Annotated in this window: 10 protein-coding genes; 1 reads left to right on the forward strand and 9 read right to left on the reverse strand. The window is 65.3% G+C overall.

What is annotated here, in order from left to right; translation table 11 throughout:
• Positions 1-51: 51 nt before the first annotated feature.
• The 6 genes from fadD32 to B0T44_RS19390 form a co-directional block, all read right to left on the reverse strand.
• Entirely contained in the window at positions 52-1,962 is a 1,911-nt protein-coding gene (gene fadD32 / locus B0T44_RS19365; RefSeq protein ID WP_077121801.1) for a long-chain-fatty-acid--AMP ligase FadD32, read from the reverse strand.
• A 190-nt stretch (positions 1,963-2,152) separates the two neighbouring features.
• The gene (locus B0T44_RS19370) at positions 2,153-3,172 is read right to left on the reverse strand and encodes an LLM class F420-dependent oxidoreductase (RefSeq protein ID WP_077121800.1); all 1,020 of its coding nucleotides are present in this window, start codon (positions 3,170-3,172) and stop codon (positions 2,153-2,155) included.
• Positions 3,173-3,316: 144 nt separating this feature from the next.
• Positions 3,317-4,306, reverse strand: coding sequence for a cutinase family protein (locus B0T44_RS19375; RefSeq protein WP_077121798.1), 990 nt, complete (start codon positions 4,304-4,306; stop codon positions 3,317-3,319).
• Complete coding sequence (locus B0T44_RS19380; protein ID WP_077121796.1) at positions 4,303-4,842, reverse strand: DUF732 domain-containing protein; 540 nt, start codon at positions 4,840-4,842, stop codon at positions 4,303-4,305. The genes B0T44_RS19375 and B0T44_RS19380 overlap by 4 nt, the downstream gene beginning before the upstream one ends.
• A 585-nt stretch (positions 4,843-5,427) precedes the next feature.
• Positions 5,428-7,308 (reverse strand): alpha/beta hydrolase-fold protein, encoded by a 1,881-nt coding sequence (locus B0T44_RS19385; RefSeq protein ID WP_081512346.1) that lies wholly within the window; start codon positions 7,306-7,308, stop codon positions 5,428-5,430.
• A gap of 175 nt (positions 7,309-7,483) precedes the next feature.
• Positions 7,484-8,518 carry an alpha/beta hydrolase gene (locus B0T44_RS19390; RefSeq protein ID WP_139348035.1) on the reverse strand — a complete coding sequence of 345 codons (1,035 nt, stop codon included), beginning with the start codon at positions 8,516-8,518 and terminating at the stop codon, positions 7,484-7,486.
• A 50-nt stretch (positions 8,519-8,568) separates the two neighbouring features.
• Between B0T44_RS19390 and B0T44_RS28165 the strand changes: the two genes are divergently transcribed.
• Positions 8,569-8,703, forward strand: coding sequence for a hypothetical protein (locus B0T44_RS28165; RefSeq protein WP_254893698.1), 135 nt, complete (start codon positions 8,569-8,571; stop codon positions 8,701-8,703).
• A gap of 363 nt (positions 8,704-9,066) precedes the next feature.
• Here the strand turns inward: B0T44_RS28165 and B0T44_RS19395 are convergent, their stop codons facing one another.
• The 3 genes from B0T44_RS19395 to B0T44_RS19405 all read right to left on the reverse strand — a co-directional run bounded on the left by B0T44_RS19395 (position 9,067) and on the right by B0T44_RS19405 (position 13,586).
• Positions 9,067-10,092 (reverse strand): alpha/beta hydrolase, encoded by a 1,026-nt coding sequence (locus B0T44_RS19395; RefSeq protein ID WP_081512348.1) that lies wholly within the window; start codon positions 10,090-10,092, stop codon positions 9,067-9,069.
• 257 nt (positions 10,093-10,349) lie between these two features.
• Positions 10,350-11,438, reverse strand: a complete 1,089-nt coding sequence (locus B0T44_RS19400; protein WP_077116183.1) for an alpha/beta hydrolase — start codon at positions 11,436-11,438, stop codon at positions 10,350-10,352.
• Positions 11,439-11,630: 192 nt separating this feature from the next.
• Positions 11,631-13,586, reverse strand: coding sequence for an arabinofuranosyltransferase AftB family protein (locus tag B0T44_RS19405; RefSeq protein ID WP_077116237.1), 1,956 nt, complete (start codon positions 13,584-13,586; stop codon positions 11,631-11,633).
• Positions 13,587-13,591 lie beyond the last annotated feature (5 nt).

Consider the following 13,591-nt stretch of genomic DNA (forward strand, 5'->3'; position numbering starts at 1 on the left):
GGTCGTCGCGGCAGCGCACCATGCTGTCGTTACCGCGACCAACCTTGATGTTCATTCCTCTGGTGCATCAGGGAACGCCTGCTGGGTGTAACCACCCCGCAGCGTTCCCTCCAAGTAAGCGGCCCGGCAGGCGCGCCGAGCGATCTTGCCGCTGGAGGTACGCGGAATGGAACCGGCGGGCACCAGCAGCACATCACGCGCCGTCACCCCGTGACGCTGCGAGATCGCGGCACGTACCGCATCGGCGATCGGCAGCGGATCGGCCTTACCTGCGCCGGGACCGCGCTCGCCCACGATCACCAGCTGCTCGGAGGCGTCGTCGGCGTCGAAGTTCAGTCCCGAATGGCTGCCCTGGGCGAACACCTCGGCGGGCAGCTGGTTCGCGGGCACCGAGAAAGCGGCGACGAAACCGGGACGCAGCGCGCTGCTGGCCTCCTGCGCCGAATACTCCAGATCCTGCGGGTAGTGGTTGCGGCCGTCGACGATCACCAGATCCTTCACCCGGCCGGTGATGTAGAGCTCGCCGTCGAAGTACACGCCGTAGTCGCCGGTACGCATCCAGTTCGCATCGAGCGCGGTGCCCTCGGTATGGCTGCCCTCGGGCAACCGGTTCACGATCTTGTTGCGGAAGGTGGCGTTGGTTTCGTCCAGGCGGTTCCAGTAGCCGATGCCCATATTGTTGCCGTGCAGCCAGATCTCACCGACATGGCCGTCGGGAACTTCACGCGCCCCAGCGTCGATGCTCTCAGGATCGACGATCGCCGCCCACTGCGACCGCGCCACATAACCGCAGCTGACCTGGGCGATCGCGTTCTCCGCATCCGGCTCGACCTTCACCATGCGGCCCGCGTTGAGCTCGGCTCGGTCGACGTAGGTGACTTTGGCCTCGTCCTCGGCTTTGGTCGCCGAGACGAACAGCGTGGCCTCGGCCATGCCATAGCAGGGTTTGATCGCCGTCTTGGGCAGCCCGTACGGGGCGAAAGCCTCGTTGAACTTCTTCATCGACGAGGTGGTCACCGGCTCGCTGCCGTTGATCAAGCCGATCACGTTCGACAGATCGAGCGCTTCGCCGTTCTTCGGCAAACCGCGGACGGCAGCGTGCTCGAAAGCGAAGTTCGGGGCCGCGGCGAAGGTGCCCGCACCGTCGGAAGCGGCAGCGAGCTCTTTGATCCAGCGGTAAGGCCGCCGCACGAACGCGCTCGGCGACATGATGGTGATGAACTTACCGCCCACGGCGGGCAGGATCACCGTCAGCAGACCCATATCGTGGAACAGCGGCAGCCAGGTGACTCCGCGCGAATTCTCGTCCAGATTGATCGCGTCGACCATCTGCAGCAGGTTGGTGCCGACCCCGCGATGGGTGATCTCCACACCGGCGGGAGTCCGGGTGGAACCGGAGGTGTACTGCAGGTAGGCGATATCGTCGACAGCGATATCGGGACGCACCCAGCTCTCACCGACACTGTCCGGGATGGCGTCGACAGCGATGATGCGCGGACGCTGAGCGGCGGGCAGCGAACGGAAGAACTGACGAACCCCGGCCGCGGACGAGCTCGCGGTGAGGATGGCCGACGGTTTGCAGTCCCCGAGCACGGCATGCAGGCGATCGGTGTGGCCGGGCTCATCGGGATCGAACAGCGGCACCGAGATATTGCCCGCATAGATGGCGGCGAAGAAGGAAATCACATAATCCAGCCCCTGCGGCGCGAGAACCGCGACTCGGTCACCCTGGCTGGTGACCTGCTGGAGTCGGGCGGCCACCGCGCGCAGCCGGATACCGAACTCACGCCACGTCAGTTCGTGCACCTCACCGTCACGCTCACGCGAGTAGTCGATGTAGCGGTACGCGAGGGTGTTCGCGTCGTTCCTCGTGTGCTTCTCGACGTGGTCGACCAGGGTGCGATCGTCGGGAATTGTGATATTCCCACTCTCGTCCAGGTAGTCGTCGAAAGTCTCGTCCATTCCTTCTCCTCCGAGGCACACGCAGCAAGACGGCGGCAACGCCGCTTTCACCTGTGAGGCCCCGACTCGCTTTCGCCCGCGGGTGCTCTACATGCAAGAGCCGGCCAGCAGATTTTGGTTGCGGTCTGCGCGGTGACCGCCTATCGGCTAGATGTTCTCAAACCAGAGATATGTTACAGAGAAGACCAAGTCATTCCTCCCGCAGCAGCGGAATAACCGGAGCGAACGCATCCATCTGCGTGGGGAACACACCGACATAGGACATACCGGTGAGCTGACGCACCCGCCGGATCTGGTCCGCGATCTCCTCGAACGTCCCGATCGCCACATACGGCGAGTTCAGGATCTCCTCGACCGACAGCTTCACGTCGACCTCCAGATCGGGATGCAGACCACGGTCCAGCGCCGACAACGCCATCTCGGCGGTCTTCTCCCGATCATCGGTGATCACGATCGCGGTGATCGCCCAGTTCAGTTCGATCTGCTCGAACCGATCCCCGGCCGCCTCCTTGATCAGGTTCACCTTCTCGATGGTCTTTTCCATCGTGATCCCCGAGAGCAGTCCCTTGCCGTTCTTGGTGGTGACCGGGACAACCGAGATGATGTCGGCGTGCTTGGCGGCCAGACGCAGCATCTTGGGACCACCGCCGCCGGTACACAGCGGCGGCCGCGGACCCTGCCGCGGCCGCGGCGTCCCCTTGATCCCGCGCACCTGGTAGTACTGCCCCTCGAACGTGCACTCCTGGCCACGTAGCAGCACATCCAGGATGGTCAGCGCCTCGTCCAATTTGGCCAGACGCTTACCCGGCGAATCGTACTCCAGCCCGGCGGCCAGATATTCGTCCTGCTTCCAGCCCGCGCCGAGACCGACCTCCAGCCTGCCCTTGGACAGCACGTCGATGGTCGCCAAATCCTTGGCCAGCACCACCGGGTGACGGAAGCCATTGGCCAGCACCGAGGTGCCCAACCGGATCTTGTCGGTGGCCTGGGTCAGCGCGCCCAGCGCCGCAATCGGGCCGATCTGGTCGCCGAGATGGTCCGGGACGACGAACGTGTCGAACCCGTACTCCTCGGCCTGCTGCGCCGTCTGGATGAACTTACGGGCGCCGCCCTCCTGCTTGTTTCCCTCACCCGCAGCCGCGAAGCGGAACTTACGCAGCGGAGTACCCAGCGCGCTCAACTCACCTGCCGGTGCGGCGGCTTCAGTCATGAACTCATGCTCCTGGCTATCGGAAAAATTGCTGCGCGCGCCCACCTACGGACCCGCGGCGGCGCGCGATCACCAGCGCACTTTACAGCCTGCGGACATCAGACGAACGCGCTGTGTGGCGTTGACTGTCACAACATCCGACAGTCACGAATGTGGCGGATGCGGCGCGCCCGCAACCAGGCCGTTCGCCCAGTCGACAGTCCAGCCCGTCGCGGTCGTTCCATTGGGATCCACCACAAAACCGTGGTAAAGGCTGTGCACCGGATTACCTGCCGCCTGGACCAGGGTAGCGAGACTGCCCAAGATATTGGACGGACTCAACGCCTGCCGCGGCGCATCGCAGATCAGATCGCCGGGCGCACAGATGGTGTAGGTGCGATCGGCCAGCTCACCGAAGCCACCCGGACGCGGACCCGTCATGGTGATACCGGGCACGTTGAGCCCCGCCAAAGCCACCTCCGCGCCCACACCTGGCGGCGAGACACCGACCGGCATCGCCTGACCAGGCCCGGTTTCGCCGGTCCGGCGGCCATCCGCGAGCAGCGTCACCCCGAGCACCAGATCCGCCGGAACAGGGCCGTCGCCCGCGCCGATCTGCGCGGCAACATCGCCCGCGATCACCGCGCCCTGCGAGAAACCGGCCAGGACATAGCTGGTCAAGGGGCATTCATCGTGCCGCTGCGACAGGAAATCGAGCGTCCGCTGCAAACCCTCGGCTCGGCTGTTGTTGTAAGACTGCTGCCCATCGGGCGGGAAAGCGATCGGATTGGAGAACTGCGCCACATACGGGACGGTGTAGATGTCCAGCCTGCCCTTGTCGGGGTACTGCTCCTGCACCGGGCCGGTGATGTTCAGCATCAGCGACGCCGGATTCGCGCTGGGGTGGTACGGATCGTCGGTGCTGCTCGACTCCCAGGTGCCGGGAACCGAAACCATCTGCACATCCGGGCAATGCGCAGGCTGACTGGACGGCCGCTCCGGCGGCTCCGGCCCCGGCCCCGGCTTCTTCGGCAACCCGGCAAGCAGATACCACGCCACGATCACAACAATGACCAGCAGAACAGCGACGAGGACCAACACCAGACATCCCGCCGGTTTGGACCGGCGGGATCGGGCACCGCGACGCACACTCACTGGCAGTAGTGCTGTTTCGCGGTACTGATGTAGATCTGCCCGGCCTGCTCAACCGGCATCTTCGCCGGATCGAACGCCGGATCCGAACCGGCCATCGCAGTGACGAAGGTCGTCATCTGCTCATCCGACGCACCCTGCGCAATCCCCTGACACACGTAGTTGCCGATACTCAACGCGATATCGGGGCTCGACGGAGTGACACCCTGCTTGTTCAGCTCATCGATGAACTTCTGCTCGTTCTCACCCAGATCCGCGCCCTGCTCGGCGGTATCCGGCGGCGGCACCGGCGCAGGCCGCTCCGGCTGCTCCTCCTCGGCGGGCGGAGCAGGCGGAGCGGGCTGCTGCGGCTGAGCCTCCTCGCCCTGCGGTGCAGGGGCAGCCTCCGTAGTCGCACTCGGCTGCTGCGTAGCCGACGCCGAACTGGACAACGTCGGCGTCTTCGACGCCGTCGAATCGTTGTCACCACACGCGACGAGCACACCGGAGGCAGCAACCGCCAGCGCCACACCGAGCACCTTGCCTCGGGTCCGATACATAAATCTCCTGTGCTTGATGGCCGCGCCTCCGGCGCGGCGGGTTTGCGGCCCCCTTGTGGCTCGCGTTTCCGCCCTCGCGACTTACGCCTTCGGCGCATGCGCGAGGGTCGGACGTTCGTCCGCCCCGGCGCTCCTAGCTGCGAGGGCTGAAACGCGAGCCGGGCCGCAAACCGGACGGGGTTGGCTGGGGGTGAACCTGGGGGATCCGGGTTCTTGACCCCCGAGGGTAATACCCGACTTGAAACCTGGGCACTTGCCCGTCATCCGGTCGGCTATCGGATCGGAGGACGGTGGGAACTTTCACCTACTGTGGCTCACGTTTCAGCGCTCGCGGCTTGCCGCCCTTGCGTTCAACCATCAGGTCAGGCGGCAGCGTGGTCTTCCACGTGTTATGGCTCGCCTTTCCGTGCCCGCGGCTTGCGCCGCCCTTCAACGCACGCGCGAGGGTCGGACGTTTATCCGCCCGGCGCTCTTAACGGCAGGGGGAAGAAACGCGAGCTAGCGGGGGTGAACCGGGGTTCTTGCCCCCGAGGAGGCACACCCGCCTGAAGCCTGAGTACCTGCGCCCTGCGGTCTGCTGGCGGGTCAGAGGGCAGCGTGAACTTCCGTGTGATTGTCACGGACGGTGATGAAACCGGCCTGGAAGTTCTGCTGGACGCCGCCGGGGATCGCGAACTCATCGCTGATCGGGTAGCCCAACCGGCCGTTTTCGTACCCTGCATCGCGCCAGGCGTCCATGATCGGGCCGTTGCGTACCGCCCAGGCGCCCGACAGCGGGCTCCAATAGATATTCCCGCCTTCGAAGCCTGAATAGCAGCCCAGGTCCTTCAATGGCTGCTCATCGGTGGCGGGGAAACCCAGCCAGCTGTTCTCGAAGCCCATCTCGGCGTATTTGCCCAGGATCAGCCCCTGCACGCGGTGCACGCCGGTGCCGGGGCTGAAATAGAACGGCCCACCCTCGAAACTCTGCACCGCACCTTCCCGGTTCGGCGTCGCCACCTCGGGGCCGACCGGGTAGCCTGCGGGACCGCGTTCGAACCCTTGCCGCCCCCATTCGTCCAAGATCGCGCCGCGCACCACCTGGGCACCCGTCTGCGGGGTCCAATACAGCGCGCCGTGCTGGAACGGCTGGAAGTGGCCGCGTCCGTCGGGCAGCGGCTGTTCACCGCCCGTCGGCAGCCCCAGCACCCCGGCAGGTCCACCGGCCGCCTGATATCCGCCGCCGATCATGCCGCCCACCGCATGCGTGCCGGTCTGTGGTGAGAAGAACACCCGACCGCCCCGGAAGTCCTGGGCGACGCCCCCGTCCACCTGATATTCGCCGGTCAGGCAACCACCGAGCCAGCCGTTGGTCGCCGCGAGCGCACCGATCGCACCACCGGATTCGCATGGCGCCTCCTGCGCGGGTACTCCCAGCGCGGCAGCGGCCTGCGGCCAGGACTGGCGCATCTCGAAATCCCAGTACGGCCAGGAATGGGTGCCTGCGGCACGGTAGTTCACCTGCGCGGGAATGGACAGCTCGCGCAGTTTCGTTACGAAATTCTGCGAGGTCAGCCGGGACAGGATCTCCAAGCCCATCCCGGCCAGGTTGGTGCTCACACCGGGAATGCTCGTCGGCTGATCGTATGTGCCGGTGGTGCCGCTACCGCTGGAGATGTAAAGGCTCACATCTTTCAACTTGTCCGCCAGCAGATACGGATCGTGCGCTTTCCACGCGGGATGGGTCGGCGGCCCCCACATGGCGGTCGAATCAAAACCGCCCGCGTCGCGCATGGCGAACTGGATGGCCTGCGGCATTCCGAGCGTCGTCGTGGTGAGGAAACCGGAATACGACGCCGCATACCGGACGAAATCGGGGTTGCGGGCAGCCAGGAACATCGCGGCTGTGCCACCCATCGACAAACCCTCCATACCGCGCACGTTCGTCGCCCGCCACTGGCTCTCCAGCAGCGACGGCAACTCCTCGGTCAGGAAGGTTTCCCACTGATAGTTCTTGCCGTTGTCCGGCTTCAACCAGTCGGAATAGAAACTGGACTGCCCGCCGACCGGCAACACCACGGTGACGTTCTTGTCGGCGAAAAAGTCGGCTGCCCCCGCGTCCTCTAGCCAGCCACTGGTCTGTTCGTTGGCGCGCAGACCGTCGAGCATGTACAGCACCGGGAACCGCGCGTCCGGCCGCGTATTCCAATCCTTGGCCAGCAGCAGCCGCACCTGGATCGGGGCGCCCATCGCTGGGGAGTTCACCCACAGCTGCACCTGCCGGTCGGTCAGCCAGACCACATCGCGCAATGTCGCCGCGGCTGCGGCCGTCGCGGCGGGCTGGGCCGTGGCGGGCGTCTGTGCGGGGGCGAGCCCTGCGGCGAGCGGCAACACCAGCGCCGTCGCCAGCCCGATCAGGAACCTGCGGGCCGGTCGCGTACCGCGTCCGCCACGACTACCCCCGCTACTGCGTGTTATCCCTGCCACAAAATGTTTGTACCGTCACAGGAGCGGATTTCCGGGGAGACGCGCGGGGAGCGAATAGGCGGGAACCGCGGTGGCACGGAAACGAAAACGGCGCCACCAGCTTCGACGAGGAAGCGAGTGGCGCCGTTTGCGGGTATTACTGCTGACTCAGCAACCGACGGGCAAGGGGGTTAGGTCACCAGCCGTTGGTGGAGTCGAGGAACATCTTGCGGGAGGCGAAGAGCTGGCCTTCCCAGTACTTCCAGCTGTGGGTGCCCACGGCCGGGAAGTCGAAGTGAGCGTTGATACCCAGCGAATTCAGCCGGACCTGGAAGGCGCGGGTGTTCACCAGCGACAGGGCTTCCAGCGCCATCGCGTTACCGGTGTTGTACAGGCCGACCGCGGAATTCGGCGAGTCGTACGGGCCGGGCAGGCCGCTGGCCGCCGAAATGTACATCGGCAGGCCGCGCAGCTGCGGTGCGAACACGAACGGATCCATGCGCAGCCACTGCGGGCTCCACGGGGCGGCCATCGCGTCGACGTTGTAGCGGCCCGCGTCCAGCATGGCGATGCGGATGGCCTCACGCATACCGGGTGCGGAGATGTTCAGGTAGCCGGAGTAGGAGGCGGCCGACTTGAACTGGTCGCGGTGGTAGGCGGCCAGGGTCAGCGCGGCGCTACCACCCATGGACAGACCGGCGATCGCGTTGTTGGTGGGCGAGACGCCGTAGTTCGCGAGGAACGCGGGCAGTTCCTTGGTGAGGAAGGTCTCCCACTTGTAGGTGGTCTTCTGGCCGTTCAGGTTGCTGGGCGCGTACCAGTCGGCATAGAAGCTCGACTGACCGCCGACCGGCATGACCAGCGTGATGTTGTCGTTGCGGAACTGCTCCATCGCGTTGGTCTCGAACGACCATGCGTTGCGGTCCTCGCGGGCGCGCAGACCGTCGAGCAGGTACAGCGCCGCATCGCCGCCGCGCGCCGCCCACTGCACCTGGACCTTGATCGGGCCCATGCTGGAGGGAACCATCAGTTCCTCGTAGCCGCCCGCGGGCGCGCGCAGCACCGGACCGTGCGCGGGCGCCGCCACCGCGGCGGTCGGGGCCGCAATACCAGCGGCGACCGGCAGCGCTAGCGCTGCGGCACCGACAGCCAGAATCCTGTTACGCCAACCGCGAGGCGCGCCTCGCCGTCCCGTACTTCTTTTCGGGGCGGCCGCCCTGCCGAAACGCATGAATCCTGCTCTCTTTCTGCTGTTGTGGTGCCTCCGCCACCCGAGGTGCGGTGACACCCGTTCCTGTCAACGAGATGCCCACGGTCGATACCCGATACCCGACCTCCGGGCACGACCGACAGCTCTACAACGATCTGGTCACAGATGTGCTTCGCTGGACGATATTCGACCGCCCCGAGGCTTAGCAAGCCTAAGTGCGGCCGAGGTTCTTTCGGTAACCGAAATCCGCTCGAACACCAACTGTGATCGTGCGGTGACCCTACCGCGTCCGCTCGTTGATGTCGCGCTGGGTTCGCATTATTTGTTCGTTATCCTAATTTCGCCAGTTCGGCGCCGCTCGGGCAGAGATCGGCACCCGCATGACGGCGGCGGATCGTCTCCGGTTCCCTCGATGACCCGGCATCGCACGTTTTCAAGATCTTCTTTTGCCGGAAATGCGGAAAGTACCGATCGGTAGCACTCACCACCGCTCATGCCATGCGGACACAACGGCCCACCGGACGCGGCCCGGCGCATCCAGCGGAGCCGAATTCCGGTGAGCGGGACAGCTAACCGATATGGGCGGACAAATCAGGAACCATCCGATACGCCTCTTCCTGCCAGTAGGTCCAGGCATGGATGCCGACGGCCGGGAACGAGTACACGACGTTCTGCGCGCCAAGCGTCATCATGCGCACCTGGAAGGCTCTGGTATTCGCCAGGGCGAGCGTTTCCAAAGCCATACCGTTGACGGTATTGCCGCTGAAACCGTCGGCCGGGCCGGGCAGTCCACTGCCCGCGGAAATCCACAGGCGGGTGTTGTTGTCACGCAACCGGGGTGCGAATACGAACGGGTCCATCCGCAGCCATTGCGGGCTCCACGGCGGCGCCATGGAGTCCACGTTGTAACCGCCGGCTTCGATCATGCCGAGGCGGATCGCTTCGCGCATACCGGGCGCGGAGATGTTCAGGTAGCCAGAATAGGAGCCGGCGAAGCTGAACTGGTCCGGGTGATAGGCAGCCAACATCAGTGCCGCGCTGCCGCCCATCGACAATCCGAACGCGCCGTTGCGATACGGACTGAAACCGAGCCGATCACGCAGCGCCCAGCGCAGATTCTGGGTGAGGAACGTTTCCCACGTGTAGCGGTAGCTCTTACCCGGTCCGCCGGAGAACACGTTCAGCGCGCCCGAGTTCGAGGTGGAGCCGGTCGGCGGGATGCCGAAGAACGAACTCGGCGCAGCCCAGTCCACATAGAAGCTGGACATACCGCCGACCGGCATGACGACGTTGATGTTCCAGTCGGTCAACACCTGGGCGATATTGGTTTCCATCTCCCAGCCGTTATGCGTCTCAGGGGCGCGCATCCCGTCGAGGGCGTAGACGACGCGGTTGGTGTTGCCGTCCCTGGCGCGGAAGATACGCGATCTGATCGGCCCCATATCGGAGTCGACCCAGAAGTCGAACCCGGCGCCCGAGATCGATACCCCGAGCGGGATGAGCATGGCTACGGCGATCCCCAGCACCCACCGCTTCGCCCAGTTACCTGATCGCCTCGTTGTGCCGTGCCTGAACGGTCTCCACGCACTTAGCATTCGACTAGACCTTTCGCCTGGACAGCAGGTCAGCAAACCAACAGCAACGCTACCGTCCCCCGCATGGGACTCTCGGGAAGCGGCGCGGATCACGTGTCGAGATCGCCGTTACCTGGCGCAGATGCTTGGTGTATCGATCAACTACGAGCACCTCTATGTTGCGGGAAAGTGACCCAACCCACAACTACCGAGGCCGATCGGTATGCGCATTCGTTGCCGGAGCCACCCGGGAGTGCCCGAACCGGGCAAGGCGGGTTTCAGCCGATATGGGCCGACAGGTCCGGGATCATCCGGTAGACCTCTTCGGTCCAGTACCGCCAGTTGTGCACGCCGACCGCGGGGAAGGAATATGTAGCGTTGTGCGCCCCGAGCGTCATCATCCGCACCTGGAAAGCTCGCGAGTTGGCCAGCGCCAGCGCTTCCAGTCCCATCGCGTTGACGGTGTGCATGTTCAGACCGTCGCCGTTACCCGGCAAGCCGCTGCCCGCAGCGATCCACAGCCGGGTGCCGTTGTCGCGCAACTGGGGTGCGAAGACGAACGGGTCCATCCGCAGCCACTGCGGGCCCCACGGCGGCGCCATGGCGTCGATGTTGTAGCCACCGGCGTCCAGCATCGCCAAGCGCAAAGCTTCCCGCATACCCGGTGCGGAGACGTTCAGATAACCCGAATACGAAGCCGCATACCGGAACTGATCGGGATGGTAGGCGGCCAGGGTCAGCGCGGCACTGCCACCCATGGACAGGCCGAACACACCGTTGCCGTTCGGGTTGAAGCCGAGCCGATCACGCAGCGCCCAGCGCAGATTCTGGGTCAGGAACGTCTCCCACTTGTAGGTGTTCGACTTGCCGAGCCCGGCCGCCGAGCCGGAAGCGAGCCCGGACCCGGACGCTGAACCCGAAGATGCGGAACCTGATGCGCCGCTCGCACTGCCGGAGCTGCCAAGGCCGAAGAAGTTGCTCGGCCCGTTCCAGTCGGCATAGAAGCTGGATGCGCCACCGACCGGCATGACGACATTGATATTCCATTTGGTCAGCTCACGCGCGACATCGGTTTCGATTTCCCAGCCGTTCAGGTCGTTTCGCGCCCGCATTCCGTCCAGGGCGTAGACCACCCGGCGGGTGTTGCCGTCGGCGGCACGGAAGATCCGGGATTTGATCGGCCCCATCTCCGAATCGACCCAGAAGTCGAAACCGCTGGGGTCGAAGGCTGCTGATGCCGGCGCAGCCGGTCCCGCCACCGATGCCGCGAGCGGCAACGCAACGGCCAGCGATAGCAGTGCACAACGTCGTATCCAGGTCCCGATTCCGCGCCGTCCCGGGCGCCCCCGCCCGATTACGCCTCGCATATGTTTTCGGCCTTTCGTCCAGCGGCCCCTGGCCGCACTGCGTCGACCCGCCCGGGTGCGCACTGACCGGTCAGCCGGGCTGGATGGGATACCACCGCAGCCTAACCCGCGAACGAGAGGCTGCGTTATCTCATCGAGACGAAGTCGCACACAATTTCCCGGGACGCATACGCCGGGATCGGTACCGCCTGATCAGCGCGGCGGCTCCGGGAACGGATCGACCAAACCACAACGCTGGATTTCGTATTTGGGAACCCGATCGATGCGGTAGGAAGCGAACCGCAGCGCATTGCGCAGGTTGTGCTTGAACCGATCCCAGTCCAGTGGGTCACGGTAGGACAGCAGCAGGGCCTGAGTGTCCGGGCAGGACATGGCGGTACGGGCCTGGGTGACCCACTTCTCGTCCATATACCAGGGCATCCACGGTTTGCGGTCCACCATGCCGGTATCCACGATCACCCAGTCCGGGTACAGACTCTTGTCATGGCCGATCCGGCCGTCGGTGAGCCGATCGGTGTGGGCGGCAAGCGGATACGCCAGGCCCATCGGATCGAGGACGCGCACATCCAGCGGAACATTCATGCTGGTCATGCCAAGGTTCAGGAAGTAGACGGTATGTCCCACACCGCCTTCGGGAATCGGAAGCGGCGGCGGAGCCACATACCAGAACATGAACGAGGGCGAGTTCAGCAGCAAACCGCCGTTCGGGTTGTCCCGGATGGCCTCGACCATGGGGCGTATCCGCGCGTAGTCCAGGTAGTGCTCGGCCAGAATGGGGTGATCGTGACCGGTATTGAGCACATAGTAGATGCGTTCGTCGACAATGCCGGACGCGTTGATCTTGGTGCCGGTTTTGATCGCGGTGGTGCCCGCGGCGCACAGCGCCCACACCGCCGTGCCGCCCAACGCCAGCACCAGCACCACGAACGACAGCCCCGCACGGCGTACCGCGGCGAAACTCCACCCGCCCTCACGCAGCTTCCGCAGCTGCGGCAACCGGATCGGCACAACCGCGACCGGTAGCAGCAGCAGGAACAACTGCGGCAGCAGCATGCGTCCATGCATGAAGTCGCCGCCGACACGCAGCGCGTACACGGTGAGCAGCAGACCGGAACCGAGCATGAGCGCGACCACCGCACCCGGCGTGCGCAGCCGGTCGCGCACACGGTGCACCGACCAGCCCTGCTTCGGCTCGGTCGCAGTAGGGGCCTGCCTGCCTACCCGTGCCGCGGCGATTCCGGCGACCAGCAGCACCAGCAGCGGAACCCACAGGAAGTAGGGACCGACCAGATCCCACAGGTAGATGAAGCCCTGCCCCCACTTCGCACCGCCCGCATCCTTGGCGACAGCGGTATTCGGGTAGGGCAGCCCGTAGTAACCCATCCGCCACACCTGGTACATCAACGGAACCAGGCCGGCGACGGCCACGATCAGCACGCGCAGCGCCACCGGACCGAACCGGAACGCAGGCATCGGCGAGCAGAAGATCAGCAGCAGCGCCAGCCCGCCGACCACCGTCATCTCCGGCCGGATCAGCGGCGCAAGCCCGGCGAGGAAAACCAGCCCGAACAGCGCACCGAGACGCACTCGCTCGGCCCGACTCCAGCGGATCAGCAGCCACCACAGCAGCCCGATCCAGCAGATGACCAGGCAGTTCTCCAAACCGGAAGTGACGTAGTCACGAGCGGGAGGCACCGCAATATAGGCGATCACCCCCGCGGGCAGCAGCAACGCCGACGAGGTGCCGCCCCACAGTTTGCCCGTGCCGAGCATGGCGAACATCACCGCCGCCACCGACAGGGACAGCGCGACGGTGAGCACCACGTATTCGAGCCGGGCCTGGGAAACCCAGCTGAAAAACCAGACGGTATAGGTCCAGGCCGTGCTGGTGTTGGTCTCCACGCGCTCGCCCGCATTGAACACCGGACCGTTGCCCGCCAGCAGATTGCGGACGGTGCGCAATACGATCAGGCCGTCGTCGGCGATCCAGCGGCGTTGCCAGCCGCCCCAGGCGAACAGGCCGACCGCGAGCACGATCCCACCGACGAATGCGGTGCGGGATAGTCGCGCGAAACGCGTGAGCGGGCGCGCTTGCTCGTCGCCACGGCGCCCGTCCGCGTATTCGGTTCGCTCCGCTCCCGCTACCAGCGTCT

It is taken from the genome of Nocardia donostiensis (assembly GCF_002081715.1).
Classification (GTDB): domain Bacteria; phylum Actinomycetota; class Actinomycetes; order Mycobacteriales; family Mycobacteriaceae; genus Nocardia; species Nocardia donostiensis.

Excerpts from the sequence above, each read along its gene's own strand:
- B0T44_RS19370 (WP_077121800.1), bottom strand. The coding sequence starts at position 3,172 with ATGACTGAAGCCGCCGCACCGGCAGGTGAGTTGAGCGCGCTGGGTACT.
- B0T44_RS19380 (WP_077121796.1), bottom strand. The coding sequence starts at position 4,842 with ATGTATCGGACCCGAGGCAAGGTGCTCGGTGTGGCGCTGGCGGTTGCT.
- B0T44_RS19395 (WP_081512348.1), bottom strand. The coding sequence starts at position 10,092 with ATGCTAAGTGCGTGGAGACCGTTCAGGCACGGCACAACGAGGCGATCA.
- B0T44_RS19400 (WP_077116183.1), bottom strand. The coding sequence starts at position 11,438 with ATGCGAGGCGTAATCGGGCGGGGGCGCCCGGGACGGCGCGGAATCGGG.
- fadD32 (WP_077121801.1), bottom strand. The coding sequence starts at position 1,962 with ATGGACGAGACTTTCGACGACTACCTGGACGAGAGTGGGAATATCACA.
- B0T44_RS19390 (WP_139348035.1), bottom strand. The coding sequence starts at position 8,518 with ATGCGTTTCGGCAGGGCGGCCGCCCCGAAAAGAAGTACGGGACGGCGA.